Consider the following 25,447-nt stretch of genomic DNA (forward strand, 5'->3'; position numbering starts at 1 on the left):
GCATATGCAAGGGTTCGGCATTCATGCAAGCATATGGACGATGAAGTGGGACCGCCCCGGTGCGGAGAAAGCGATAGCCGGCGCGGCCGAGTACGGGCTGGATTTCATCGAAATACCACTACTGGACGCGACGTCGGTTGATGCAAGACACACGCGCCAACTTCTCGATAGACATTCCCTGCGCGCTGCTTGCTCCCTGGTGTTGCCGCAGGCGGCATGGGCTTCGGTTCGACCGGATGCGGCGATCGAACATCTCAAGATTGCAATTGACACGGCGGCAGCGCTGGGGGGCGAAGCGCTGACTGGTGTGACATACGGTGGTACCAACGAGCGGACCGGGCTGCCCCCGACGCAGGCCGAATATGACAATCTGGTGCGCGCCCTGCACGCCGCCGGCACCCATGCGAAGCTTCATGGCATCCAGCTTGGTGTCGAGGCGGTGAACCGCTATGAAAGCCACTTGATAAACTCCGCCGAGCAGGCGGTCACCTTGGTCGAACGGATCAGTCTGGACAACGTCTTCATCCATCTCGACACCTTCCACATGAATATCGAGGAGAAGGGCGCCGGAAACGGCATCCTGAACGCCGGCAATCATCTGAAATACATGCATATGTCGGAGAGCGACAGAGGCACGCCCGGCTACGGAAACGTTCCTTGGGATCCTATTTTCGCTTCTCTCGCCGCGGTCGATTTCAAGGGAGTCCTGACGCTGGAAAGTTTTGTCGGCATGCCAGCGGACATGGCGGGTGACATATCGACATGGCGCCCGGTCGCGCGCGACGTTGAACAGGTGATGGGCGACGGTTTGTCTTTTCTGCGCGGTAAGGCCGCGCAATACGGATTGTTCTCCCGTTGAAGTCAAGCCGGCATTTGCCGCCGGCGATCGCAGCTTGCACTCCGGCAAAGACGGACGGTCCGGCTGTCATGCGACGCTTCTAGGCAGGGAGGTAATTCCATTCGCAAGGAGGAGACGACGAATATTAACCCGATCAAATTTTCTCGACGGCTGGTCGTTCTGAACATCTGCATCTGAAAACTCAAGGAGGCTCCAATGAAGCATGGAATTTACTATTCTTACTGGGAACATGAGTGGAGCGCCAGTTTTGCTCCATACATCGAGAAGGTTGCGAAGCTTGGCTTCGATGTCATCGAAGTGGCTGCGCACCACATCAACGACTATAGCGACGCAGATCTTGCCCTGATCAAACAGAGCGCGGCAGACAACAGTATCATTCTAACCGCCGGCATTGGGCCTTCCAAGGCCAAGAACCTGTCGTCCCCTGATATTGCCGTGCGGCAAGCTGGTAAGGTATTTTTCCAGCAAACGCTCAAGAACGTCGCAAAGCTTGATATCAAGACAATCGGCGGTGCGCTCCATTCCTATTGGCCGGTGGACTATTCAACGCCTGTCGACAAGGAAGGCGACCGTGCACGCGGGGTCGAGGGCATTCACGGTATCGCGGACTTTGCCAACGACCTGGGCATAAACCTCTGCATCGAGGTGCTGAATCGCTTCGAGAACCACGTTCTCAACACCGCGGCAGAAGGCGTGGCCTTCATCAACGATGTCGGCAAGCCCAATGTCAAAGTGATGCTTGATACATTCCATATGAACATCGAGGAGGACAGCTTTGGCGATGCCATCCGCACCGCGGGCCCGCTCCTCGGGCATTTCCACACCGGCGAAAGCAATCGCCGTGTCCCGGGCAAAGGCCGACTACCTTGGCATGAGATCAGTCTCGCACTGCGCGACATCAATTACACTGGTGCCGTCGTGATGGAGCCTTTTGTCAAAACGGGTGGAACGATAGGCTCCGACATCAGGGTGTGGCGCGATCTGAGCGATGGTGCAGACGAAGCCAAAATGGATGAAGATGCGCGAAATGCACTCGCATTTTCTCGTTTCGTTCTCGGCTCTTAACGAATCTGGTCGCATATTCAGTTGATCATGTAGAATGCCATTCAGGCCTATGCTTCGTCTCCGGGCCCGAATGGCGCTTCAAACCTGCAAGAAAACACACGCCTGCTGATCAGATAAGTATCAGATTTAAGTTAAAATCATAGCGGCGCGAGTGAGGAGGGCGAGTTACGCTAGACGCGTTCGATGCGCGGGTGGTTTTTGATAGACGTTGCTGTTAATTGACTCGCAACTGCCTTGAGACGAACATGATATCTACGCGGCTGAGTACGCGCTAATCTAGGCTTAGCGCTTGGCCGTGTTGAAAAGCTTAGCCTTCAACTTGCGATGAAGGTCCTTTGATCTCCGCGCCCTGACCGTCTTTGATGTAGCGGCACCGCCCAGGTAGGTTTCATAAATGGGCGTAGCTTACTCCGTTCATGTTGCTTGCCTTTTTATTTTCTGCGGGTCGGCAGTTCGTATCTGTTCAAGCGCAAGTAGTAGACACGGGCGACAGTGCGGCCTCGTTTAGGTACGCAAGGATCGTCCGCTTTCCCGGTCGAACAAATGCATCTGGTTCATATTCACCGAGATCGGCATCGTCGTCTGGGGCCGCGCACCGCTGTCAGGGCTGATGCTGGCGCAGAGCGTGATATTTGCTACATCGAAATAGATCATCGTCGACGGTCCCAGCGGCTCCACCAGGTCAACCATCACGTCGATACTCGCAAAGCCCTCGCGCTCCTGTCGAGGGGATATCGACTCGGGACGGATACCGAAGGTAACGGCTTTCCCGACATGCGGCGCATAGCCGGCCAGACGTTGTGCCGGTATCGCCAGCAGCGTACCATCCGCCAGCCGCACGGCCGGGACGCCGTCGCGGTCGATGAGTTCTGCTTCAAGAAAGTTCATCGATGGCGAGCCGATGAACCCGGCGACGAACAGGCTCGCCGGGCTGTGGTACAACTCCTGCGGCGGTCCAACTTGCTCGACAAGTCCTGCATTCATCACCACGACACGGTCTGCCATCGTCATCGCTTCGACCTGGTCATGGGTGACGTAGACGGTGGTCGTCGGCAGGATCTGATGAAGCCTTTTGATTTCGGTGCGCATCTGGACGCGGAGCTTCGCATCCAGGTTCGACAGCGGCTCGTCGAACAGAAACACCTTCGGATTGCGCACGATCGCCCGGCCCATGGCGACGCGCTGACGCTGACCGCCGGACAGTTGGCCGGGCCGCCGATCCAGGAGTTCGGTGATATGCAGCGTTTCCGATGCGCGTCTGATCCTGGCCTCGATTTCGGGTTTTGCGAGTTTCTGCTGCTGCAGACAGAAGGCGATGTTCTCCCGGACCGACATGTGCGGATAGAGCGCGTAGTTCTGAAACACCATGGCGATATCGCGCTTGCCCGGACCGAGATTGGTGACGACACGGTCGCCGATGACGATATCGCCGGCGGTGATGTGCTCCAGCCCGGCGATCATCCGGAGCGTGGTCGATTTTCCGCAGCCGGAAGGGCCGACGAAGACGACGAACTCGTTGTCCTCGATATCGAGATCGATGCCGCGCACGGCTTCATAAATACCGTAGGATTTGACGACGCTTTTGAGTTGAAGCCTTGCCATCGCTCTTCTCCTAATTTTCCTGCAGCCAAACGAGCATCGCACCCGGCTCGCGGTTCGCCCAGAGATGATACGGAATTGCCTTGAATGGTTTCGGAACCAAAGCTGGCGGCGACGTACGGTAGAGGCTGTCGCTCCAGTCGCTGGCGTCCGCTTCCAGCGCTTCGCCTTCCAGCACCATGGCGCCGCCGAGAAGCTCCGCTTCGAAACGCGTACCGATCACCGCATCGGCAGGCAGACGAAGCCGCTGCGGTTCACCGCCGATGTCGGTTTCCTCGACGCAATAGACAACGGGACCGCGCCGCAGCGCCACGCGACCGCTGTCTTCGCTTGCCGCCGGATGGGCATAGAGCCGCTGCACCGGCATGTCGAACGAAAGGCGAATTTCGTCGCCGTCCCGCCATTCCCGGGCGATATACGCATAACCTTTGGTGACACACGCTCGAAGATCGACTGGCTCGCCGTTGACGGCGATGGTCGCGTCAAGGCACCAGCCCGGAATCCGCAGCTTCACGGTCAGCGGCGTGGCGTTTTCGAGCCCAAGACGCAGGCCGATGTCGCCATCCCAGGGATAGCGGGTTTCCTGCCTGAGACGGACGAAAGCATTCCCGACCGACAATTCCGCGGTATTGGCGCCATAGAGATGAACCGCGAGTTCGCCGTCCCTGGCAGAGTAAAAATATTGGCCCAGCGACGTGATGAAACGGGCAATGTTCGTCGGGCAGCATGGGCAATAATGCCATTTCCAACGACGGTTCTGGCCGTGGCTTTCGAGCACGTTCTCGTAGAAATAATGTTGTCCGTCGCGGGAAATGCCGGAGAGAGCGCCGTTGAACAGCACGGTTTCGAGACTGTCCGTGAACCGTCTGTCGAGGTCGATCTGTGCCATCCGATGGCCCCAGAACCCCAAGGCCACTGCGGCGCACGTCTCTGCATAAGCCGTCTCATTGGGAAGATCGTACTCGCGGGTAAAACCTTCGTTCGATGCCGATGGTCCAAGCCCGCCGGTGACGTAGAGTTGGCGGCTGGTCAGGTTGTCGAAGAGCCGATCGCAAATGGCAAACAACGCGGGATCGTTGTTCTCATGCGCCAGGTCCGCCATGGCCGAGAACAGATACATGGCGCGAACGGCATGGCCGACCACCTGCGTCTGCTCGCGCACGGGGATGTGCGCCTGGCTGTAGGCGTAGGTCTGATAGACGTAGTCGTCGGGGTTTTCACCGCGCTTGCGCGCCTCCTCGTCATAATAGGACGGCATGGCGCCCCGCTCGTCGACAAAGTAGACGGCAAGGTCGAGATGACGGGGGTCGCGGGTGACGCGGTAGAGCTTGACCAGCGCAAGCTCGATCTCCTCATGCGCGTCATAGCCGCGCAGTTTACCGGGCTCGGGGCCGAAAGTGTCGATGATATGATCGACGGCGCGGATCATCACGTCGAGAAAGCGCCGCTTTCCGGTCGCCTCGAAATAGGCTACGGCCCCCTCCAACAGGTGGCCCATGGAATACATCTCGTGCAGGTCGCGCAGGTTCGTCCAGCGCTTCTCAGGTTCGCGGCGAATGAACCAGCTGTTGAGATAGCCGTCGGCCATCTGGCCCTGTTCGAGTTTTTCGACGATCGCTTCGATCTTCGCCTCGATCTCGACATCGGGATGAGCCTTGAGCGTGTAGCTGGCGGCTTCGATCCACTTGCCGAAGTCGGAATCGAAAAAATGCTGCATCGACAGGCCGCTGGGCTGGATCGGGCGCGCAAGGGGACCCGGCGGCTTTCCGAAGTCGAGAACCTCGAGAAATCCTTCCTCCTCGAGGCAATCGTGCTGGGACGGAATGGTGACGCTGCGAACGGTCTCCGTCCAGCTCTGCCAGAAGCCGCCGCTGAATTCGACGCGGCTGTGGTCGGCGGGAACGAAGCGGGCTGGACGGCCGTCTGGCTCGGACGCGGTTGTCTTGTCGGAAACTGACATGGAAACTCCTGGCGGGGGAAGCCGCGAACTTTACTTGACGGCGCCGGCGGTCAGGCCGCGCACGTAATAGCGTTGAAGAAGGAAGAACAGCAGAAGGCAGGGGATCATCGTCACGGTGATGCCGGCCTGCAGGGCGCCCCAGTCGATGATGCCGTACATCCCAGAGGAGACATTGACGAGCATGATGGGAAGCGTGAACTTGTTTTGGTCCGAGAGGAAAATCAGCGCCGCCAGAAATTCGTTCCAGGAATTGAGGAAGGCGAACATCGCGACGGTCGCGACGCCCGGAAGCGCGATTGGCAGCATGATCCGCCGCAGGATGGTGGTCTGCGACGCGCCATCCATGCGGCCGGCCTCGATCAGCGCCTGTGGTACGGCATCGAAAGCATTTCGCATCATGAAGATCGAGAACGGCAGCTGGAAGGTCACATAGATAAGCACCAGGCCGACCAAACTGTTCTGCAGGTGGATGACCTTCAGGATGAGGAACAGCGGCGTCAGGATCGACTGAAACGGGATCATCATCGTCGCCATCACCATGATGAAGATCAGCGACTGGCCGGGAAAGCGGAATTTCGAAAAGCCGTAGCCGGCCGGCACCGATATCAGCACAGTCAGCACCACCGTGCCGATGGCGATGGCGACGGAGTTGAGAGCGTAGACATACCAGCCGGCGCCGACATGTTCGAGACGACGATAGTTCTCCAGCGAAAAAGCCTTGGAAAAAAGCGCGACCGGATGGGCAAGCGCCTCTGCCGCCGGCTTGAAGGAGTTGGCGAAGGACCAGACGATCGGCATGATGAAGAAGATCGAAAACACGATCGAGACAGCCAGAAAGGCGAGCTTCGCGGTCCCGTCGGCGCGCCGCCTCGGCGCAACGGTCGAAGGCACCGGGGTCATCGCTCGCCCTCCGGACGTTGGCGCAGGAACACGAATTGGATGGAACTGATCGCCACCAGCACGACCAGCAGCGAGAAGGAGATCGCCGAGCCGTATCCGAGACGGTAGGAGGAGAAGGATGCCAGATAGATCGAGTAGACCGCCGAGATCGTGCTGTTCTGAGGCCCGCCCTGGGTGATGATGAAGAACTGATCGAAGGCGAGCATCGACGAGGTGATGTTGAGGATCAACGCCAGCATGATCGAATTGCGCATCAGCGGCAGGGTGATCCGCCGAAAGCGGCTGAAAGGACTGGCGCCGTCGATCTTTGCTGCCTCGATGATATCGTCGGGAATGCCTTGCAACCCCGTCAGCAGGATCACCATGGTGAAGCCCGCCGTTTTCCACACGACCATCAGGATGATGACGGCAAGCGCTGTCCAGAAACTTTCCAATGGTCTTGGCGCGCTGTTGACCAGGCCGACGGCCTGCAGGAGTTCAGCGAAAACGCCATTGTCTGGATTGAGGAGCCACATCCACAGCGTCGATGCCGCGCCGAAGCCGATGACCACGGGAAGGAAGTAGATGGTGCGAAAGAAGCCGGCGATCCGCATCGGGCGATCGACCAGCAGCGCCAGCGGAAAGGCGACCAAGAAAAGGGCTGTCGTCACCAGAAAGGTGTACAGCATGGTGAAGCCGAGCGAATGCCAGAGCTGGGTATCGCCGGCGAGCTCGATGTAATTGGCAAGGCCGATGAACTTCGTCCTACCGAGTAGCGGCCAGTTATAAAAGCTCATCCAGACCGTCATGATCAACGGCAGAATGAACAGCAGCAGAATGAAGAGCGTGCTTGGTAGGATGAACAGCAGTCCCAGCCAACCCGTCGGCTCGGGCTTGTTGGCGCGTCCGTGATCTGCAGATGCCCGCATGCCTGGGTTTGAAGACAACTGAGTTTCCGCTTCGTTGAGAGCATTCAATGGGGATGGTGTGCTACCGCAGGACGGAGGGTGCCGCCCTGCGCCTGTGATTGGAACATCAGTTCGGGTTGGTGCGCTTCAGGATTTTCGTGAAATCGTCCTGCGTCTTGGCGATCGAACCATTGACGTCATCGCCGAAGATCGCGCCCTGGATCAGGTTGACGAACGGCCCCGTGCGGCTGACGAAGAGTTCGTCGGACGAGAAGGTGTAGGGCGTCCGGGCCTTGGCAAGCACATCATAGGCAGTGAGGTTGCGCGGGTCGAACTTGGCATAGGCTTCCTTGGCAAGGTCGGTGCGCGACGGCATGCCGGATTCCTGGGTGATGAACACCTGCTGGTCCGGCTGCATGTAGAAATTCACGAAGTCGAGGGCGACCTTCTTCTTCGCAGGAGCGATGCCCTTCATCAGCGCCAAGGTATCGCCGCCGGCAAAGCTGGACGCGCCGTTCTTCGGGCCGGGAATCGGCGCCACCGCGAACTTTACGTCAGGATATTTGCTGGTCAGCAGATTGACGATATAGGAGCCGGTCATCAGGATCCCGACCTTGCCGGAGGCGAAGGCTTCGACGGCGTTGTTGCCATTGCCCGAGCGCGAGGTCGGGTGGATGGCACCGGCCTTCCACATGTCGCGGTAGGCGGCGATGGTCTCGCGCATGGCCGGTGTGTCGACCGTGGCGGTCTTGCCGTCGACGCTCAGGATATCGGCGCCCGCCGCCCAGATATGCGGCAGGAAGTCATAGATCAGCCAGCTGCCGGAATTGGCGACAAAATAGAAGCCGTAGGTGCTGTTGCCGAGCGCCGTGATCTTCTTGGCATCCGCAGCGATCTCGTCGAGCGATGCCGGCGGCTTGGACGGATCGAGGCCGGCCTTGGTGAACAGGTCGGTGTTGTAGGCGATGATCGAGGCGTCGGGCAGGGCCGGGACGCCGTAGACCTTATCGTTATAGGTGGCCAGGCGAATATGCGAAGGGCTCATGGCGCTTGCGTAAGGGGCGGACTTGACGAAGTCGCTGATGTCTTCGAGGCTATCGGCCGCCGCGAATGTCGGCAGGTAGATCAAATCGAGGACAGCGCCATCGGGGGCAGCGCCGCCGGCGATGGCGGCGCCGAGTTTCGGCACCATCTGCTCGGCGGTGATTTGCGTGACGTTGACCTTGTCGGCATGGGACGCGTTGTAGTGGTCGGCAAGCGCCTGAAGCACGGCGCCGGACGAGGTCCTAACCCAGAGGGTGATGTCTTCGGCGCTTGCAAGCGACGTGCTCGCCAAAAGCGAAAGTGCTATGAGCGCCAATTTGATTTTGTGCATAAGCGTTCCCTTTTTTCGTTGCCGTCAAGCACCTTTGTTTGACGTTGCCATGACGCTATTCGAGAAAAATCGGTATGTCGACATTGTGTGTGCAAAAATATGCAAAAACCTTTTTGCAAAGTATATGTCCTTTGCTAAAACCTTTTGGCAACGAAAATCCGGGACCCCTATTTTGACAAGCCTCGCCCATCGCCGCCGTACCATCCGAGACGTCGCCAAGCGCGCCGGCGTTAGCATCTCGACCGTTTCGAATGCGCTGAACGACACCGGCCGCGTGAACGAGGAAACGCGCCTACGGGTAAAGCAGATAGCCGCCGAGATCGGCTTTCGCCCAAGTTCGCTGGCGAGGGGATTGCTCAGCAAGCGAACCTCGACGATCGGCATGTTGACGAACGACACCTATGGCCGCTTGACGTTGCCGATGACGGCAGGTGTGTCGGAGGCGCTTGTCAGCCAGGGCGTTTCGGTTTTTCTCTGCGCCACCAACAACGACCCCGCTCTTGCGAAACTTCATCTCGAAGCGCTGCTGGACAAGCATGTCGACGGCATCATTTTCACGGCGACCCGGCTGGATGTCGTTCCGCCAGTCGAGCTTCTCAATCTTTCGATCCCGGTCGTCTATGCTTTTGCGAAGGGTCCGGCCGGAAGTCTGTCATTCCTGCCCGACGACGTGCAAGGCGCGCGACTTGCCGTCGACCATCTGGTGGGGTTGTCGAGACGGACCATCATCCACATCACCGGTCCCGAGGATTATCTGGCGGCCCGGCTACGCGCCAGATCCTACCGGGATAGCTATGGCGCGGGGGCGGAAGTGCTGTTCGGCGACTGGACGGAGGAGTGGGGGCACGCGGCGATCGACATGATCTTCGAGCGAGACGCGACGCCCGATGCGATCTTTTGTGGCAACGACCAGATCGCCCGCGGGGTGATCGATGCCTTGCGCGACCGCGGGGTGCGTGTTCCCCAGGACGTCGCGGTCGTTGGCTTCGACAATTGGGAGGTCATTGCCGAGCAGACGCGGCCGGCCCTGACGACGATCGACATGGAGTTGAAGGAGCTCGGGCGGCGGGCGGGCCTTGCCATTCTGGGCCTCACCAAGGGCGAGGCGATTGCGCCCGGTGAGCGGGGCATTGCCTGCCGGCTCGTCGTTCGTCAAAGCAGCGGCCGAAACTGAAGGCTAGGCCGTCCCGCTCTTGTGGTATGGGATCAAAGCGACTCTGGCCGCTTCGATCCGGTGTCCTGCGCGTCGGCTTGGCTCTACTGCCTCACGCTGCCTTGGATTTTTCCAGCGACGCGAACTGCTTCGACCAATCCGCATACCAGGCCTGGAACAGGGCAAACTGTTTTTCGACGTAATCGCGCTGGCTGTCCGACAGGCTGTCGGTCTCGTTGAAATGCAGCGTAAATTCGGGATTGCCGGTGAGAACGAGCATGTGCTTGTAATAGAGCACCAGATCCGGGCCTTCATCGAAGCAAGAGAGCACGCCGAGGGCGCTTTCGAGTTCCAGCGCATGGGCGCGGGCAACCGCATCGCCCCCTGCCGCCGCCTGGGCGAGCGCGACCAGATGCAGGATTTCCTTGGGCAGAACATTGCCGATGCCGGTGATGGCGCCGGACGCGCCGCAGTTTACGAACCCGTGGAACACAGCCGTATCGGCACCGACCATGAGCGTCACTTGATCGTCGCGGCTGGTGATGTTTTCCGAAGCGTAGCGCAGGTCTGAGGGGCCGCCGAATTCCTTGAAGCCGATCAGGTTCTTGTGGTCGTTGCGAAGATCGAAGACCAACTCGGCGCGGGTCGCAAAGCCATAATAGGGGCTGTTGTAGATCACCGCCAGAAGGTTGGGTGCCGCCGACAGGATGGTCTTGAAATGGTCGCGCTGGGCAGACGCCGAGGTGCCGCGCGACAGGACCCTTGGAATGACCATCAGACCATGCCCGCCGACCTTTTGGGCGTGGGCCGCATGCTCGGCGGCGATCTTGGTGTTGACGGCGCCGGTGCCGACAATCACCCGCAGGCCGGCCGGCGATCATGGACGATTGCTGTCAATTGGCGAATGGCTCGGCCGGTCCTTTTGCGGGGGTCGTGAACCAGCGCGGCCCGGTTTCCGTCATGTAGATGTGGTCCTCCAGCCGGAGACCGAAGCGCTCCGGAAAGACGATCATTGGCTCGTTAGAAAAGCACATTCCAGGTGCGAGAACGGTCGCATTGCCACGGACCAGATAGGGCTCTTCATGAATGTCCAGCCCAAGCCCATGGCCGGCGCGATGCGGAAGGCCAGGCAGCCGGTAGTCGGGGCCAAGACCATATCTCGACAGTACGGCGCGCGCGGCGTCGTCGAGCGTGCTGCACGCCGCGCCGATTTTCGCGGCATCAAAGACCGCCTGTTGCGCTTCCCGCTCGATTGTCCAGGCCCGGGCAAAGTCTTCGTCCGGGTCTTCCAAGACGTAGGTTCTCGTCAGGTCCGAATGATAGCCGTCGATGCGGCAACCCGTATCGACGAGGACGACGTCGCCGGCATGGTAGACTTGGTCTCCATCGACGCCGTGGGGCAGGGAGGTGGCCTCGGCAAAGGACACGATGCAGAAGCTGGATCCGTCGGGGACACCGAGCGCCCGGTGCTGCTCATCGATATATTGCACAACCTGCGAGGCGCGGATGCCCGGCTTGATGAAGGCATTCGCGCGTCGCTGCACCTCGAGCGTCAGGTTCATGGCGAACTGGATGAGGTCGATCTCGGCGCTGGATTTGCACAGGCGCAGGTCGCGGATCATCCTCCCGCCATCGACGAGGCGTTCCGCACCAAGATTCTGTGCAAGCGCGTGATAGACGAAGAGCGGCAAGGCGTCGTCGAGCGCCAGGCGGCTGTTCGGAGGAAGCAACGCGCTGATGAGGGCGGCACTGCTTTCCTCCTCCTGCCATACGACGACCTCGCCCGGCAACCTCGCCAACGTCTCCACCCGGCCAAGCTCAAAGCCTGGGACGATGTAGTAGAGAGCGCTGGGCGTCACCAGCGCTCCCAGCAAACGCTCGCTCTGATGCCACACCAGGCCGGTAAAATAACGCAGACTTTCTGTCGGGCCGAGCAGGATGCCGCCGCAATCGGCAGCCGCCAGCACCTGTTGCAATAGCCCAACCCGCTGCAAGCGCTCCGGGTCATCGATCCTTGCGACGGGGAAATTCCATTCCATGTGTGGGCTCCTGCAGCGTTCGGCAATCAATGATTTGAAGACGTGGTGGTAATGGCGGTTTGGAATGGACCGTTACGAAAAGCGTCCAGTCCGAAACGGGTTTTCGGCAGCGCTCGACACGCGGATCACCCGTGCGGCGGGTGACGCTAGACGATCGTGATGCGACGGGCGTTGCCGGCATCGCGGGCAACATATTTCTGGATCTGCGCAACAATCTGGTCCGCGTGGCCGGTTGCCAGCGCATCGGCTTTCTCGACGTCCTGGGCCTCGATCGTGGCGATCGTCTCCTCATGCTCATCGACATATTGCCGTGGCAATCGGTCGTCGAACGTCGAATAGTAGAGCCTCAGGATACGGCGTCCCTCATCCAGCAGCCGGGAGAAGAAGGTCGTATAATAGTGGTTGCCGGCCAGTTCCGCGATTGCGACGTGAAAGTCGCGATTCGCCTCGATCATCGCGTAGGCATCCCTGGACGCCACAGCCTGAGCGAAATCCGCTTGGCACGCGCGGATGTGGGCCATGGCGGTAGAATTGCGCTTGTCGGCGGCACCGCGTGTCGTCACGCGATACATCAATGTCAGTGCTTCGAAATAGGTGGGAAGCGTCGCGAAATCGATGGCCGCGACAATGGTGCTGCGGTTCGGCAAGGTGGTGATCAGTCCATCGGCAGACAGCCGCAAAAGGGCTTCCCGGATCGGCGTCCTCGACATTCCAAAGCGCTCAGACAACTTGACCTCGTCGAGAGGACAGCCGGGCGCCAATGTCATGGCAAGAATCTCCTGCCTGATGGTCGCGTAGACTGTCTGGGTGCCAGAACCGCGTGTGCGGACCAATTCCATATAGCGTTCCCGTTATGTCAATGCAGCCGGAGAATGCGATCAGTGGCAATCTGCGTGCAATCTGTCGACAGGTATTTAATATGGAAATGTTTAAACGTCCAGCACATGCTTTTTGATTTATGTATTTCTTAGCATCGGGACCTGGCTAGGCGATGATGCGGTCTCACCTTCAAGGAGCGCACACTTCAGAAGAAGGGGTTTATCGGCTTCGGAAAACTCGCGGCGGCCCAAGATCATTTCCACCGCCGCGGCAGCGACCGCCGCTATCGGCTGTCGGATAGTGCTCAATCGTGGCGTCGTCATGTAAGAAAGAGGAATGCCGTCGAACCCGACAATGCTAAGGGCAGCGGGTATGGGAATGCCGAGGTCGTAGGCAGCCCGCATGCAGCCGATTGCCTGCTGATCTGAGCTCGCCAGGATCGCCGTCGGCCTCTCGTTGCGTGCCTGTGCCAGCAAATAACTCCCGGCCCGCAAGCCACCTTCATAATCGAATGTGGCCTCCACGACCATGGTACTACACGATTGGCCGCTGCTGCCGTTGAAAACCTCAACGGCCTCCAGATAGCCACTGAGACGATCATTTGCAGGGACAGAGTCGGACGGCCCGGATACGATACCGATACTGCGATGGCCCAAATTCAAAAGATATTCCGCGCCAAGCCTCGCGCCCTGACGATGGTTGGCAGCAACGCCCGGATAATCCTTAATTAGCCGGTCGAGCACGACGAGCGGCAAACCAAGAGGAGGTTTCGTTGCGTGAAAGCCGTCACTGGGAACAAGGATGATCCCATCGACCTTGCGTCCGACCAGTTGCTCCAGCCGGTCTGCTTCCTTTGCAACGTCATCGAGCGAGGTCATGAAGATGACATTGTAGCCGAACGATGCTGCGGCCTGCTCCGCACCCTGCACAACTTCGGCAAAAAAAGGGTTGGACAAATTCGGGATCACGATTCCGATCAGCCTGCTCACTCTGCTTCGCATGCTGCGAGCATGGGGGTCCGGTCGATAGCCAAGCTCCGCAATGACCTTATCAACGCTGTCGCGCACGTCCTGCGCCACGGAAGCGTGGCCATTCAGCACCCTGGAAACAGTCCCAGTCGCGACCCCGGCGCGCTTGGCAACGTCTCGTATCCCGACCTTCTTCATTTTCAGGCTCTGCCTATGTGCTTCGGAGACCGAACGTCCGATTTACCCTGTCTCATATCGATGGAGATCCGCGCGCTCAATAGCCGTCATTTGACCTGAGTTTGAGAGCGAACTTTGCTTCGCGCAATATAGAACCGGTTCATGTCACGCTGTCAATTTCCTGGCCAGATACATCTCCAAGTTGCATAACTGCGCGAGGATACGGCATTGACAGCGTATATATGACTTGGTATCCGTCGACGATTGGAAACGGTTCATACGGGCGAGGAGGCCCTGGTTTCCAAGACATTGGGGAGGTTTAAAATGTCGAATCTACGAATTCGTAGTGCTTTTCATATCAAAACCCGTCGCAACGTGCTGAAACTCAGTGCGGCTGGCTCGCTTTTTGTGGCCGTCGCATTGTCGATGAGCACTGCTCCGGCCTTCGCCGCTGACAAGCCGAAAGTTGGCCTCATCATGAAGTCGCTTTCCAACGAATTTTTCAAGCAGATGAAGGCTGGCGCCGACGATTACGCCGCCAAGAATAAGGACAAGTTCGACTTCAAGGCCGTCGGCATGAAAGACGAGCGTGATTTCGCATCGCAGGTCGATGCCGTCGAAAACTTTGTGACGCAGAAGTACGACATCATCGTCGTTGCTCCGGCAGACTCTAAGGCCATGGTAACACCGCTGGCCAAGGCGGTAAAAGCGGGCGTAAAGGTCATCAATATTGATGTTGCGCTCGATGAGGGTGCGAAGAAGGCCGCCGGTATCGATCTCGCTTTTTTCGGTCCTGACAACAGGGATGGCGCCAAGCTGGCCGGCGATGCTCTTGCTAAGGATCTCGGTAAGGGTGGCAAGGTCGTCGTCCTGGAAGGCAACCCGGAAGCCGATAATGCCAAGGAGCGGGCGAAAGGCTTTGCCGACGCGATCAAGGCCGGTGGTCTGCAGCTTCTCGACAGCAAAACCGCGCATTGGGAGACCGAAGAAGCTAACACTGTCATGACGAATTTTCTGACCAAATATCATGACATTCAGGGCGTCATGGCTGCCAACGACTCGATGGTGCTTGGTGTTGTGAAAGCGCTTGATGCGGCTGGCGTGAGCGGCAAGATCAAAGTTGTCGGCTTCGACAATATTCCAGCCGTTCAACCTTTGATCAAAGATGGCAAGGTGCTGGCAACCGTTGAGCAATATGGTGCCCAGATGGCTGCCATGGGCATCGATTACGGTCTTCGTGAAATGAAGGGCGAGAAGTTCACCGGCTGGGTCAAGACTGACATCAAGCTCATAACGAAGTAGCTTGTCACTTTGTAGTCCAAACAAAACCGGATGCGCTGGCTCATGGCTGGCGCATCATCTCCCCGGCAGGCATTTGCAAAAATTCCCGCTTATGACTAGCCGCGTCGATTGTTTAGAACCGTCGAAGTGCTGCTGACCCTCATCCGGATCGAACGATGCATGAGATCGACTTGGTACATGAAACCGAAGAAACGATTTTGAGGCTGGACAGGATCGGCAAACGGTTTCCCGGCGTTGTGGCGCTCAAGGACGTTTCCATCGAAATTTCCCGCGGCAGGGGACATGTGCTGCTTGGGGAAAACGGCGCCGGAAAATCTACGCTCATTAATCTTCTCGGCGGCGTGTTCAAACCCGACGACGGGCAGATTTGGTTCGACGGCAGGCGCTATGAGCCTCAGTCGCCCTTTGAGGCCTTCAGCGCCGGCATCCGCATCGTCCATCAGGAACTCCATCCACTATCGAATCTGACGGTTGCTGAAAACCTGTTGTTCGAGAACCTGCCGCGCCGCCACGGACTGGTCGACTACAAGCAGATGAACAGACGCGCGGCTGAACTGCTCGCCGAAGTCGGCCTCGACATAGCGCCAACAATGCAGGCCGGCCGCTTGAGTGTCGCACAGTTGCAATTGCTCGAAATCGCAAAGGCGCTTTGCTACGAAAGCAAATTCCTTGTGCTTGATGAGCCGACTGCGACGCTGACCTCGAAGGAGGTCGATCGCCTCTTCGAAATTCTCAGACGCCTGCGAAACCGCGGCGTAACAACGCTTTACATATCTCATCGTCTCGAAGAGATTTTTGAAGTCGGCGACGACGTGACCATATTGCGCGATGGCCAGCACGTGATTACCCGGCCGCTCGCCGGACTTGCCATTCCTGAAATCGTTGAGCTCATGGTCGGCCGAACGATTGCCAATCTCAACGTGTTCCGCAAAGACAGCCCCGTTTATGGCGAAGCGCTCGGAGTGTCGGGTCTCAGGGTAAGCCGCGATAGCCCGGAGTTGTCGTTCTCCGTTGCTAGCGGGGAGATCGTCGGCATCGCCGGCCTTGTCGGCAGCGGCCGCACGCAGGCCGTGCGAGCCATTTTCGGAGCCGATCTGAAAGCCGCCGGGGAGATCAGGGTCGATGGAAAAGTGGTCGAGATCAGATCCCCGAAGGATGCGGTGAACGCGGGCCTTTGCCTTGCGACCGAAGACCGCAAAACACAGGGGCTCATGCTCGACATGACCTGCGCCCAGAACTCGACGATAACCGACCTGCGCAAGATCTCCCGCAACGGACTGATCCTGAAGACGGTGGAAGACAGCAATGCCAGGCGTCTGGTGCAGGAACTGCGCATAAAGACGCCCTCGATCAAACAGGTCGTCAGAACCTTTTCCGGCGGCAACCAGCAAAAGGTGGTTATCGCCAAATGGCTTTTCCGCGGACCGAAGGTGCTCATTTTCGATGAGCCCACCCGCGGGATCGATGTCGGCGCCAAAGCCGAGATCTATGAGCTTGTCTGGAACTTGGCTGCCACGGGAAAGGGCATTCTCGTGGTTTCCTCCGATCTGCCTGAGCTGATGGGCATCTGCCACCGCATCATCGTTCTTTCAGCCGGAAAGATTGCTGGTCAAGTTACACGTGAAGAGTTTGACGAGAGCAAGATCCTCTCACTGGCCTACAAGGAGTATAGTCGTGTCCGAGAACACTGAAACCACGAGTGACGTGAAACGGGTGCGCCTCGTTGATACCATCCTGCGTATTTCAATGCGGGAAGCCGGTGTTGCGATTGCACTCGTCGTCCTCGTCATATTCTTCTCGGCCGCAGCCCCCTATTTTGCGACGCCCGAGAACTTCCTGAAGATTTTCGTTCAGACGGCGATCAACACCGTCCTGGCGTCCGGCATGACCTTCGTCATCCTCGTCGGGGGCATCGATCTCTCGGTGGGTTCGCTTCTAGCACTTTGCACGGTGGTTGGCGCCACCATCATGATCGATCCCCGTCTGTCCCCTTGGCAAGCGATCGTTTTGGCATCAGTTGCCTCCATGGGCGTTGGCCTCATTCTCGGCGGGCTCAACGGCTGGATCTGCGAGAGGTGGAAGCTTCCCTCGTTCATCGTCACGCTAGGAATGCTCAATGTCGCCAGCGGTCTGGCGCGCGTGGTCAGCGATAACTCCACGATTACGGGCCTGCCGCAGCCATTCGTCGATTTCGGAAATCTCATCTTCTGGGGCGTGCTGCCGTCGATCTTCCTGATCGCGATCGTCGTCGTTCTCATCGGATGGTTCATCCTGAAATATACGGTTTTCGGGCGCTTCGTGTTTGCCATCGGCACCAACGAAGAGGCCGTGCGCCTTTCCGGCCATACGCCGCGGCGCTACAAAATTGCAGTCTTTGCAATCTCGGGGCTGACTGCCGGGATAGCCGCTATGGTCTATCTGCTCCGGCTGAACGTCGGCAGTCCTGTCGCAGGGATTGGCTATGAGCTAAATGCAATTGCGGCCGTCATCATCGGTGGGACAAGTCTCTCGGGTGGCAAAGGCTCAATTGTCGGAACACTGGTCGGCGCGTGCATTCTGCAGGTATTGTCGACCGGCTTGCAACTTCTGGGCGCCGACGATAATGTCAAACCTATCGTGATCGGTGCCGTTATCGTCCTCGCTGTGATCGGCGATAGCTATCGTGGTAAGCTCTTGGGTATTCTGGAAATGCGGTGAGAGCCGTCGGGCTCATCATTTTCTTCTAGATTTTATCCGGAGTGGTGGGTGAGACAGGTTCGAGCCATCAAAAGCAATTGATGGTGGCAATCAATTCAGACCACTCTGATTAAGATTGAGAGCGAAGCTGTCCGACGGTGAGCGCTGACATTCAAGCGATTAGGTAAAATTCTTTTTTTTCGCGCTATGAAAACCCCAGATTCCATAAGTCGCATGACGCAATCTCTTCCAAGTCATTGATGTAAAAAAGTTTCTTCTGGCTCTCGGCGTGAGGTACCTCCCGTTGGCCGGGAAAGATCTAGGCTTGCCTGCTCTGGCGCGGGGCTTCCCAGCCTGACTTCAGGCGAAATCGGCTTGGATTGAGCGTTGAGAGAAAGCAACTGCTCAAGGCGGACTCGGGAAATGGCGGGGGGAGGGAAACGCATTATATTACTCAATTAACGAACCTTGATCCTGTCCAACTCCTGTTGATGGAGCAACCACCCCCACCTTCCGTCCCCCAACGAATTAAAAGTACGTGGGCCTTCTTCCGCCTCGGCATTGCAAGTCCAAAGTCGGTGAGGTCGCACCTCCGTGAGGCTTCCCTTTGCGGGCGAGGATGGTTGCTGATCAAAATATTTTCATGAAAAATACGAAAGGCGGGACCAGCCCGCCTTTCGCTGTACCTACTCACGCATCCCGACAGCTAAGCTAAGAACTCGAGCAGATCCCTGTTGAGACGCTCGGGGACCGTCGCGAACAGGCCGTGAGGCTCGCCGTCATACTCAATTAGGGTCGCCCCGGTAATAGCGGCTGCAGCAGCACGACCCGACGGACCGATCGGGACTGTCTTGTCGCCCGTCCCGTGAATGACCAACGTCGGCATGGTAAACGCTGGGAGATCGCCGCGAAAATCCGTTTTACCGAACGCATCGATGCACTCGATCGTGGCTTTGGGGCTTGCCATGATGCCGAGCGCAAACGACCAATCGAGCACACCCTCGCTAACCGGATTGGTCAGCATCCCGACCCCGTAAAAAGTTTTCGCAAAGGCCTGCAGGAAGGCGAAGCGGTCCTTGCGAATCTGTGCCTTCATATCCTCAAATACACTTGCATCCACGCCATCGGGATTGCTCCCGTCCTTCAGGAGATACGGGACAACAGAAGAAACCAACACCGTCTTTGCAACGCGTGACACACCATGGCGGCTGAGATAGCGGGCAATTTCGCCACCACCCATCGAAAACCCGATCAGCGAGACCTGCTGTAGGTCGAGTTCCTCCAGGACACTCGCCAAATCGTCGGCGAAGGTATCATAGTTATAGCCGTCCGCCGGATGGCCTGACTGACCAAAACCACGCCGGTCATAGGTGATGACCCGGTATCCGGCTTCCAGAAGTGCCAGCGTCTGGTATTCAAACATGTCGCCTGTCAGTGGCCATCCATGGATGAGAAGGACAGGACGTCCCTGGCCCATATCTTTGACATGCAATTGCGTACCATCTTTTGCTTTGACGAATGCCATTTAGAACTCCTTCAATTGACGGGGTTAAACCGTTGGGAGCTTGACATGTTCCTGTATCCTCAGCCGCTAACGCCAATTTGCGGGCGTTCCACCACGCCGTGGCAGGCGGCGACCCTGCATTTCGTCCGGGACGCCGCCAATCACGCTTTGTTCGCGGAATGGCTCTCGCCTTACCGTAAATTCCAAGCGACGCTGTGCAATCTTGATTTATACACATTTCGTGTGTGTATTCTCTCTCCGAAGAGCGTCGATATTAACTCTGCCTTGACGATTGATGTATGGTTTAAGGCTGCCAAGAAGGGCAGCCACGTCCAATTCAAACACCCGTCAAAGCTACGCCGGGTAACCGTTCCTCATCCTAAGCAAGATATCCCGTTGACGCTCAAGAGCATCGAAAAGCAATCTGGGCTAAAACTGAGGTAATCACTATGCGCAACTATATCGGACTGATCCACAAGGAAGCCGAAAGCGATTACGGTGTTTCCTTTCCTGACTTCCCAGGTGTCGTAACAGCCGGCACTGATTTGGTTGACGCCCGTCGCATGGCCGAAGAGGCTTTGGCTTTTCACGTCGACGGTCTTGTCGAAGATGGAGAGGCTGTCCCTGAAGCATCTTCCCTCACCGACATTATGGCTGATCCTCATAATTCCTCAGGTGCCGCCATTCTTGTTTCGCTAAAAAAGAAACGAAAAAGGCCATCCGCGTAAACATCACGATGCCCGAGGATGTCTTGCAGGAGGTGGATGCCTACGCAGAAGCACATGGTTTGACCAGGTCAGGATTTCTCGTTCAGGCATCAAAGCGGGAAATCGGGAAGATTGCGGCTTAGCGATATCCTTCAGATATAAGGCCACCTTGCCCGCCGCCGGCCCTTTTTTGCGGACTTGCGGCATGAGCCACCACTTCAATCTGACACGAGATCCGTTCCAAACCATTTTAGGCTCACCGCCTGCAGCGTGCCATCAGTTTTCAGTGTCTCGATGGCGGCAGTGAATTGACCGGCAAGTTCCATGTCATGCTGGCAAGCCAAAACAAGGCCGACGACATCGGGCCGGAACGGTCGGTCGACAAGGGGGAGACCTTTCGCGCGCTGTTCGTTGCCGGCGCAATGCCGTGGGCGCCGATCAACAGCTGCGCGTTGGATGGAAAACCACGAGGCCGTGCTTTGCGCTGAGCTCATTGCAGATTCTCATTTTCTTGAAAGGAGATTGCTCTGCGCCGTCACGAATTGAGCGACGAGGAATGGGCTATCATTGCACCTCTGCTGCCGAACAACAGCCGTGGAATTGAACGTGTCGATGACCGTTGGGTCATCAACGGTATCCTCTGGCGTTTCAGGACTGGTTCGTCTTGGCGAGATGTGCCGGAGCGTTATGGCCCGCGCACGACGCTTTACAATCGGTTCTCCCGATGGCGCAAGGCGGGCGTCTGGGATCGTCTTCCGGACGCCGTTTCAAAGCGTTAAGATGGAGACATAGTGATGGTCGACAGTACTTGTGTTCGCGTCTGTCGCAGTCCGCCGAAAGTCTGGGCAAAGTACGTGTTGATGGCGAGCATCAGTTACTGTGGCGATGTCTGTACTTTCGCTTTGTCACTATTACCTCCAGTTGCTTGTCGGCGCCGGAGAAGTCCGGCGTATTGAACAAATCGGAGGTTTAAAATCCATTCCAGCAGTCGGTATGCAGCTCATCCGTTATCGGCACGGCGAGTTTGGCCTCACAGGCCCACGTGTCTTGCTGCCGGTCCTCAAGATGATGGCAATGGCAATGACATCGGTAGGGGCGATGACGCTGCGACAGCGGTGTTCCTGCTGATGATGAGGCGATCATCCACGTCGTTCTCGGCCGACAATGCCGCGAAGCCCCGATACGGCCTCTCATCTCGGCTGGTCTGGCGCCGGTCGGGCCTTGGCCTGCAACGGCTTCGCCGACCTTCTTCCCCTGACCGCAAGCGGCCATTCCTCGCGAGCCAACAAGCTCGGCTACCGCCGTCCTCCGCTGGCGCTGTGGTCCTTTGGATGCAGCAGGCCAACCCGTCGCCTCTCGACCGCCATCGAGGCCGCATCGGGCGGCTTCGAACAACTCTCAGGAGGAACGACAATGGCTCAGATCGGCACCTTCACCCGCGACGAAACCGGCGCCTACAACGGTACCATCAAGACCCTCACCCTCAACGTCAAGGCATCAATCAAACCCTGCGACCGCGACAACGATCGCGCCCCGGACTTCCGGGTCACAGCAACGGGTGTCGAGTTCGGAGCCGGCTGGAGCCGGACCGCCCGGGAAACCGGCGCCGAATACCTCTCGCTCAAGCTCGACGATCCGTCCTTCACAGCTCCGGTCTATGCCTCCCTCGTCCAGGGCGACAAAGGCGAGCACAAGCTCATCTGGTCCCGCTGACCAGAAACACGGCGCTCCGCCCACAGCGGGGCGCCCTCATTCGATCACATAGCCCAGCGCGCGATAACCCACTCGTCGCTTTGCCGCCATCCGGGCCAGAACGGGAACGGTGCTATCGACGTAATCGACGACCAAGACGTCTTTCTTACCGTCATGCTGACGATGCAGACGTCCGACATACTGCGCCAAAGTGCCTTTCCAGGCGATCGGCATGGTGAGGAACAACGTGTCGAGCCGGGCGTCATCGAAGCCTTCCCCGATATAGCGGCCTATCGCAAGTATCAGACGCTCATCATCGTCTGCGACATTCAACGCCGTGTTGGCTTGCTTGCGATCCTTCGCCGACATGCCGCCACGTAGCACCACCAGATTTTTTACAAACGGTGAGAACTTCTGCTGCAGATAATCAAGGTGATCCTTACGCTCCGTCAGCAGGATGGGCGAACGTTTGGCCTCGAGGGACTTCAACACGTCATCGAATATCAGGTCATTTCGGCCTTGGTTCTGCGCAAGGGCCGCATAGATCGCTGGCATTGACGGGCGCTCTGCCGAGACGAGTGACGCTGGTAACTCAAACTTCGTCGAACGGTCGCGGGCACGGTGGCGCATACCACGCTCGGCAGCTTGAAGTCTTGCATCGACCCGATGGCGAACGGGACCGCATTGCATGAAGATGATCGGATGATGGCCGTCCTTTCGGGCGACCGTCGCTGATAGGCCAACCACGTATCGCGCCTTGGATCTGCGAGCGACAAGTTCAAAACTTGCAGCGGACAGATGGTGGCACTCGTCCACAATCAGATGACCGTAATTTCCCACGATGTCATCGACCTCGCCATTGCGAACCAGGCTTTGGATCAGCGCCACATCGATGATCCCTGTTGGCTTCCTTTTCCCGCCACCGATGATGCCGATCTGCTTTGGGTCGATGCTCAGGAAGGAACTCAGACGCTCTACCCATTGGGTGAGAAGCTCCCTGCGGTGAACAAGAACCAGCGTGTTGCGGCTTCGATGTGCAATGAGTGCAGCAGCGACAACTGTCTTGCCGAAGGCGGTCGTCGCGGCGAGCACGCCGTTGTCGTTGGCGACAAGAGCAGCAAAGGCCCGCGATTGTGGCCGTCGCAGTTCCCCTTGGAACGAGACGCCGGCGGGTAGCGCATCTCCGTCTTCGCGGTGATCCTCCAAAATGGCGGTCGCGCCATGGCTCTTGACGAGCTCAATTGCTTCGTCGAAGCAGCCTCGTGGCAGCGCGACATGGCGTGGATGAAGCTCGGCACAGGAGATGATCCGCGGCTTGCCGAATGTCGGCAATCGCATTGCTTGCGCACGATAAAATTCCGGGTTCTGGAATGCTGCCAGGCGCACGAACTGCGCAATCAGCGCGGACGGAAGCTCGGTCCTATCGATATAAACCTGATCGGCGATCACGACCTTGATGCTTTGCGGGATCGCAGCCTCAATTCGCCGCGGCTCGCTCCGACGTGACGGCAACATCATCCACGGCTCATCGGCATGTTCGTCATCGACCGGCATCCGGACGCCCAAGACCCGCCCCGACAATTCGGCTTCGTCGGCGATCCTGAAGACTTCGTCCGCCGACAACCTGGGTAAAGACGACAGGTATGCCCACTGGTCATCGTAGGGTTGCAGGTCGCCATCGATAAAAACGCTGTTTCCATTTTCGCGAGCTTTCCTTTGCAGGGGAAGCGCGATCAGATTGCCGAAGCCGCCAAGTGGCATGGTATCCTGGTTGGGAAAGAAACGGTCATAGGACGTGAAGCCGATCTCGGGGCGGTTCTCCATCGTCTCTGTGATCAGTGCGGCCCCCAGTTGTCGGGCGACCTTCGCGGGAACGGGTTCGGAGAAGAATATCCAGACATGGCCGCCGTTTCCCGACCTCGACCGTTCGAGGGCTGCGGCAATTCCTTTTGCGTGACAGGTTGCCAGCAACGCTCTGGTATCGTCCGCCCAGCTTTCCTTGTCGAAGTCAGCAGCAAGGAACCAGCATGTTTCGTCTTGCAGCAATGGATATACGCCGGCAACAAAGTCGCTTGAACGGGCATCGCCGCCACGAAGGTGCTTTTCGATGATATCCTCGGAATACGGGATGAACGCCTGATGCGGGCAGTCCCCACATTTCACCTTCGGCTTGCCGCAGATTCCTTTCGCCCACTCGTTGGAACAGGATGGCGAATAGCCGGTGCGTCCATCCTTTCTATTTTCCCATCGCACCGGAAAGACATCGGGGCGCCCGGCAAACAACTGCCGGAATAACTCCACCTTCTCCATCGACGGCGAGCTGTTGGTAACAGGGGCATCGGTGAAGGCTGGCTTTTCGGCGGCAATCTGGCTATCGGAAATCAGCTGTTGCTCAAACACTTCCAGCTCACGCTCAAGCGCCATCCGCTCTTCATTCAGATCGGCTAACCGCCGTCGAATGCGAGCAATGTTCTCCCAAGCATCATTCTTTTCCGCCAACTTTGAAGCTTCCGCCTAAATGATCATGCGGATCAGCATAGGCCAAAGACGTCCGCATTTTAACACGCACTATCCATCGCAGCGGCACAGAAGGCTCCGGAATTATGCGGAGTAAAATCCACCGCGAGCATCGGCAAAAGCAGGCTTCAGCGACCAACGCTCCGCATAATCACGCTCTATGCATAATCGACCTTATGCGGTGCACCGCATAATGTCGAATTCGGCGCAGGCTGGCAGAAGCAGGCCCGGGAAACCGAGCGCGCCTGCATCTCGGTCAAACTTGACGATCCGAGTTTTCCGGCCCCGATCTACGCGACGCTCAGTGAAATCCAGGGACACGAGGGACTGCAGCTCATCTGGTCGCGCAACACCCGCCGCTGATCAGACATCGAAGCCCCGCTCGATCCGGGCGGGGCTTTCCTCAGATCACTTGTTGAGCGCATCCTTCAGCGCCTTGGCTGGTGTGAACACCAGCTTCTTGGCGGCGGCGACCTTGATGGCCGCTCCGGTCGCGGGATTGCGCGCCTCGCGCTCCGGTGTATCTTTCACCTTGAATTTTCCGAAGCCGGGAAGGCTCGTTTCGTCGCCGGCAATCGCTGCGTCTATGATCGATGCAATCACCGCTTCGACGATCGCCTTTCCCTGGGCCTTCGTGAGACTGTGCTCGTCGGCGATCTTGTCGGCAATTTCATTGGTGGTCGTCATATCGTTCTCCCCATTGTCATTCGTGCGAAAATCCCTGACAGAGGATCACAGCCCTGTCATCGACCCACCCCGCCAAGAGCAGCGATTTGCTGATTTTTCCACAGCTACCGCGTATTTGGCGCATCACGGTGCATCTGTATTGGTGGATCCGCACGCGGGCATCGAGCCCACTTGCGGATCAATGGGCAGTACGGAGAGGGAATGTCTGCTGCGTCCAACCGAGGATGCCATGGCGGCATGAAGGCCTAGGACGAGCGGGTCCCCGAAATTTCTTGCCCGATCCTGAGGCCCGACCACAGAAGTTCGGCTCACCCTGCCGGCTCCGCCGGTCTCTATCGCGACCGTTGACCCCTCCATCCCTCCATGACCGCGGGCGTCGTCTTTAACAAACGTCAAGGAGACGACGATGGCAAACGAACTGGAACGGAGCATCGTGGAACTGCAGGCCGAGTTGCGGAACGCACACCCGGACGAACGTACACCCGGACGAACGTCGCCGGATCGAGGCGGAACTCGACCTGGCGCTGGCTGGGCGCGAAGTCCTGATGGCCGAACGGGAAG

Annotated in this window: 20 protein-coding genes and 4 pseudogenes; 12 read left to right on the plus strand and 12 right to left on the minus strand. The window is 58.1% G+C overall.

All coding sequences use genetic code 11. From position 1 onward, the window contains the following. Positions 1–4: 4 nt before the first annotated feature. The gene (locus J5274_RS22195; protein WP_142831594.1) at positions 5–859 is read left to right on the plus strand and encodes a sugar phosphate isomerase/epimerase; all 855 of its coding nucleotides are present in this window, start codon (positions 5–7) and stop codon (positions 857–859) included. A gap of 195 nt (positions 860–1,054) precedes the next feature. Next, complete coding sequence (locus tag J5274_RS22200) at positions 1,055–1,924, plus strand: sugar phosphate isomerase/epimerase family protein (RefSeq protein ID WP_143123092.1); 870 nt, start codon at positions 1,055–1,057, stop codon at positions 1,922–1,924. Positions 1,925–2,428: 504 nt separating this feature from the next. Here J5274_RS22200 and J5274_RS22205 read toward each other — a convergent pair. From J5274_RS22205 to J5274_RS22225, 5 genes are all read right to left on the minus strand, one after another. Next, positions 2,429–3,526, minus strand: a complete 1,098-nt coding sequence (locus tag J5274_RS22205) for an ABC transporter ATP-binding protein (protein ID WP_142831592.1) — start codon at positions 3,524–3,526, stop codon at positions 2,429–2,431. A 10-nt stretch (positions 3,527–3,536) separates the two neighbouring features. Next, entirely contained in the window at positions 3,537–5,483 is a 1,947-nt protein-coding gene (locus tag J5274_RS22210; RefSeq protein WP_219275106.1) for a glycoside hydrolase family 127 protein, read from the minus strand. Between the two features lie 30 nt (positions 5,484–5,513). Next, positions 5,514–6,383: a carbohydrate ABC transporter permease gene (locus tag J5274_RS22215; RefSeq protein WP_209186140.1), complete on the minus strand. Its 870-nt coding sequence runs from the start codon at positions 6,381–6,383 to the stop codon at positions 5,514–5,516. Beyond that, positions 6,380–7,291 carry a carbohydrate ABC transporter permease gene (locus J5274_RS22220; protein WP_209186183.1) on the minus strand — a complete coding sequence of 304 codons (912 nt, stop codon included), beginning with the start codon at positions 7,289–7,291 and terminating at the stop codon, positions 6,380–6,382. The genes J5274_RS22215 and J5274_RS22220 overlap by 4 nt, the downstream gene beginning before the upstream one ends. 106 nt (positions 7,292–7,397) lie before the next feature. Continuing rightward, positions 7,398–8,645 carry a sugar ABC transporter substrate-binding protein gene (locus J5274_RS22225; protein WP_219275108.1) on the minus strand — a complete coding sequence of 416 codons (1,248 nt, stop codon included), beginning with the start codon at positions 8,643–8,645 and terminating at the stop codon, positions 7,398–7,400. 172 nt (positions 8,646–8,817) lie between these two features. Here J5274_RS22225 and J5274_RS22230 point away from each other — a divergent pair, with 172 nt between their 5' ends. Further along, entirely contained in the window at positions 8,818–9,819 is a 1,002-nt protein-coding gene (locus J5274_RS22230; protein WP_224128873.1) for a LacI family DNA-binding transcriptional regulator, read from the plus strand. A 91-nt stretch (positions 9,820–9,910) separates the two neighbouring features. Here the strand turns inward: J5274_RS22230 and J5274_RS22235 are convergent. The 4 genes and pseudogenes from J5274_RS22235 to J5274_RS22250 all read right to left on the minus strand — a co-directional run. Continuing rightward, positions 9,911–10,669, minus strand: a pseudogene (locus J5274_RS22235) (dihydrodipicolinate synthase family protein); the annotation flags it as partial. A 22-nt stretch (positions 10,670–10,691) separates the two neighbouring features. Next, positions 10,692–11,837, minus strand: coding sequence for a Xaa-Pro peptidase family protein (locus J5274_RS22240; RefSeq protein WP_142831586.1), 1,146 nt, complete (start codon positions 11,835–11,837; stop codon positions 10,692–10,694). A 146-nt stretch (positions 11,838–11,983) separates the two neighbouring features. Next, positions 11,984–12,676 carry a GntR family transcriptional regulator gene (locus tag J5274_RS22245; RefSeq protein WP_219275110.1) on the minus strand — a complete coding sequence of 231 codons (693 nt, stop codon included), beginning with the start codon at positions 12,674–12,676 and terminating at the stop codon, positions 11,984–11,986. A gap of 117 nt (positions 12,677–12,793) precedes the next feature. Then, on the minus strand, positions 12,794–13,822 hold the full coding sequence (locus tag J5274_RS22250; protein ID WP_142831584.1) for a LacI family DNA-binding transcriptional regulator: 1,029 nt from the start codon (positions 13,820–13,822) through the stop codon (positions 12,794–12,796). 303 nt (positions 13,823–14,125) lie between these two features. Between J5274_RS22250 and J5274_RS22255 the strand changes: the two genes are divergently transcribed. The 3 genes from J5274_RS22255 to J5274_RS22265 all read left to right on the plus strand — a co-directional run bounded on the left by J5274_RS22255 (position 14,126) and on the right by J5274_RS22265 (position 17,800). Next, entirely contained in the window at positions 14,126–15,103 is a 978-nt protein-coding gene (locus tag J5274_RS22255) for a sugar ABC transporter substrate-binding protein (protein ID WP_142831633.1), read from the plus strand. Between the two features lie 155 nt (positions 15,104–15,258). Further along, a complete protein-coding gene (locus J5274_RS22260) occupies positions 15,259–16,794 on the plus strand; it encodes a sugar ABC transporter ATP-binding protein (RefSeq protein WP_209229082.1) in 1,536 nt (511 codons plus the stop codon). Positions 16,795–16,849: 55 nt separating this feature from the next. Next, positions 16,850–17,800, plus strand: coding sequence for an ABC transporter permease (locus J5274_RS22265; protein ID WP_224128902.1), 951 nt, complete (start codon positions 16,850–16,852; stop codon positions 17,798–17,800). 685 nt (positions 17,801–18,485) lie between these two features. On the opposite strand, the gene J5274_RS22270 is transcribed toward J5274_RS22265, so the two are convergent. After that, on the minus strand, positions 18,486–19,304 hold the full coding sequence (locus J5274_RS22270) for an alpha/beta fold hydrolase (RefSeq protein WP_209206983.1): 819 nt from the start codon (positions 19,302–19,304) through the stop codon (positions 18,486–18,488). A 228-nt stretch (positions 19,305–19,532) separates the two neighbouring features. Here J5274_RS22270 and J5274_RS28945 point away from each other — a divergent pair, with 228 nt between their 5' ends. From J5274_RS28945 to J5274_RS22295, 5 genes and pseudogenes are all read left to right on the plus strand, one after another. Continuing rightward, positions 19,533–19,727: a type II toxin-antitoxin system HicA family toxin gene (locus J5274_RS28945; RefSeq protein ID WP_224128903.1), complete on the plus strand. Its 195-nt coding sequence runs from the start codon at positions 19,533–19,535 to the stop codon at positions 19,725–19,727. Positions 19,728–19,732: 5 nt separating this feature from the next. Beyond that, positions 19,733–20,133: pseudogene (locus J5274_RS22280) on the plus strand (type II toxin-antitoxin system HicB family antitoxin). A 165-nt stretch (positions 20,134–20,298) separates the two neighbouring features. Next, positions 20,299–20,478, plus strand: a complete 180-nt coding sequence (locus J5274_RS22285) for a hypothetical protein (RefSeq protein ID WP_219275112.1) — start codon at positions 20,299–20,301, stop codon at positions 20,476–20,478. A 33-nt stretch (positions 20,479–20,511) separates the two neighbouring features. Continuing rightward, positions 20,512–20,766, plus strand: a pseudogene (locus J5274_RS22290) (transposase); the annotation flags it as partial. Positions 20,767–21,403: 637 nt separating this feature from the next. After that, positions 21,404–21,703, plus strand: coding sequence for a DUF736 domain-containing protein (locus J5274_RS22295; RefSeq protein ID WP_024318408.1), 300 nt, complete (start codon positions 21,404–21,406; stop codon positions 21,701–21,703). Positions 21,704–21,739: 36 nt separating this feature from the next. On the opposite strand, the gene J5274_RS22300 is transcribed toward J5274_RS22295, so the two are convergent. After that, positions 21,740–24,181 carry a DEAD/DEAH box helicase family protein gene (locus J5274_RS22300; protein ID WP_219275114.1) on the minus strand — a complete coding sequence of 814 codons (2,442 nt, stop codon included), beginning with the start codon at positions 24,179–24,181 and terminating at the stop codon, positions 21,740–21,742. Positions 24,182–24,391: 210 nt separating this feature from the next. Here J5274_RS22300 and J5274_RS28950 point away from each other — a divergent pair. Then, positions 24,392–24,562 (plus strand): annotated as a pseudogene (locus tag J5274_RS28950) (DUF736 family protein); the annotation flags it as partial. 45 nt (positions 24,563–24,607) lie between these two features. Here the strand turns inward: J5274_RS28950 and J5274_RS22310 are convergent. After that, positions 24,608–24,886 carry an HU family DNA-binding protein gene (locus J5274_RS22310; protein WP_219275116.1) on the minus strand — a complete coding sequence of 93 codons (279 nt, stop codon included), beginning with the start codon at positions 24,884–24,886 and terminating at the stop codon, positions 24,608–24,610. Positions 24,887–25,447 lie beyond the last annotated feature (561 nt).

The sequence above is a fragment of the Rhizobium sp. L51/94 genome, assembly GCF_019355555.1.
In the GTDB taxonomy this organism is placed as follows: domain Bacteria; phylum Pseudomonadota; class Alphaproteobacteria; order Rhizobiales; family Rhizobiaceae; genus Rhizobium; species Rhizobium rhododendri.

Coding starts and splice junctions, on each gene's coding strand:
- J5274_RS22265 (WP_224128902.1), top strand. CDS start 16,850: ATGCGGGAAGCCGGTGTTGCGATTGCACTCGTCGTCCTCGTCATATTC.
- J5274_RS22220 (WP_209186183.1), bottom strand. CDS start 7,291: ATGCGGGCATCTGCAGATCACGGACGCGCCAACAAGCCCGAGCCGACG.
- J5274_RS22255 (WP_142831633.1), top strand. CDS start 14,126: ATGTCGAATCTACGAATTCGTAGTGCTTTTCATATCAAAACCCGTCGC.
- J5274_RS22250 (WP_142831584.1), bottom strand. CDS start 13,822: ATGAAGAAGGTCGGGATACGAGACGTTGCCAAGCGCGCCGGGGTCGCG.
- J5274_RS22205 (WP_142831592.1), bottom strand. CDS start 3,526: ATGGCAAGGCTTCAACTCAAAAGCGTCGTCAAATCCTACGGTATTTAT.
- J5274_RS22270 (WP_209206983.1), bottom strand. CDS start 19,304: ATGGCATTCGTCAAAGCAAAAGATGGTACGCAATTGCATGTCAAAGAT.
- J5274_RS22245 (WP_219275110.1), bottom strand. CDS start 12,676: ATGGAATTGGTCCGCACACGCGGTTCTGGCACCCAGACAGTCTACGCG.
- J5274_RS22295 (WP_024318408.1), top strand. CDS start 21,404: ATGGCTCAGATCGGCACCTTCACCCGCGACGAAACCGGCGCCTACAAC.
- J5274_RS22210 (WP_219275106.1), bottom strand. CDS start 5,483: ATGTCAGTTTCCGACAAGACAACCGCGTCCGAGCCAGACGGCCGTCCA.
- J5274_RS22215 (WP_209186140.1), bottom strand. CDS start 6,383: ATGACCCCGGTGCCTTCGACCGTTGCGCCGAGGCGGCGCGCCGACGGG.
- J5274_RS22260 (WP_209229082.1), top strand. CDS start 15,259: ATGCATGAGATCGACTTGGTACATGAAACCGAAGAAACGATTTTGAGG.
- J5274_RS22195 (WP_142831594.1), top strand. CDS start 5: ATGCAAGGGTTCGGCATTCATGCAAGCATATGGACGATGAAGTGGGAC.
- J5274_RS22310 (WP_219275116.1), bottom strand. CDS start 24,886: ATGACGACCACCAATGAAATTGCCGACAAGATCGCCGACGAGCACAGT.
- J5274_RS22200 (WP_143123092.1), top strand. CDS start 1,055: ATGAAGCATGGAATTTACTATTCTTACTGGGAACATGAGTGGAGCGCC.
- J5274_RS22225 (WP_219275108.1), bottom strand. CDS start 8,645: ATGCACAAAATCAAATTGGCGCTCATAGCACTTTCGCTTTTGGCGAGC.
- J5274_RS22240 (WP_142831586.1), bottom strand. CDS start 11,837: ATGGAATGGAATTTCCCCGTCGCAAGGATCGATGACCCGGAGCGCTTG.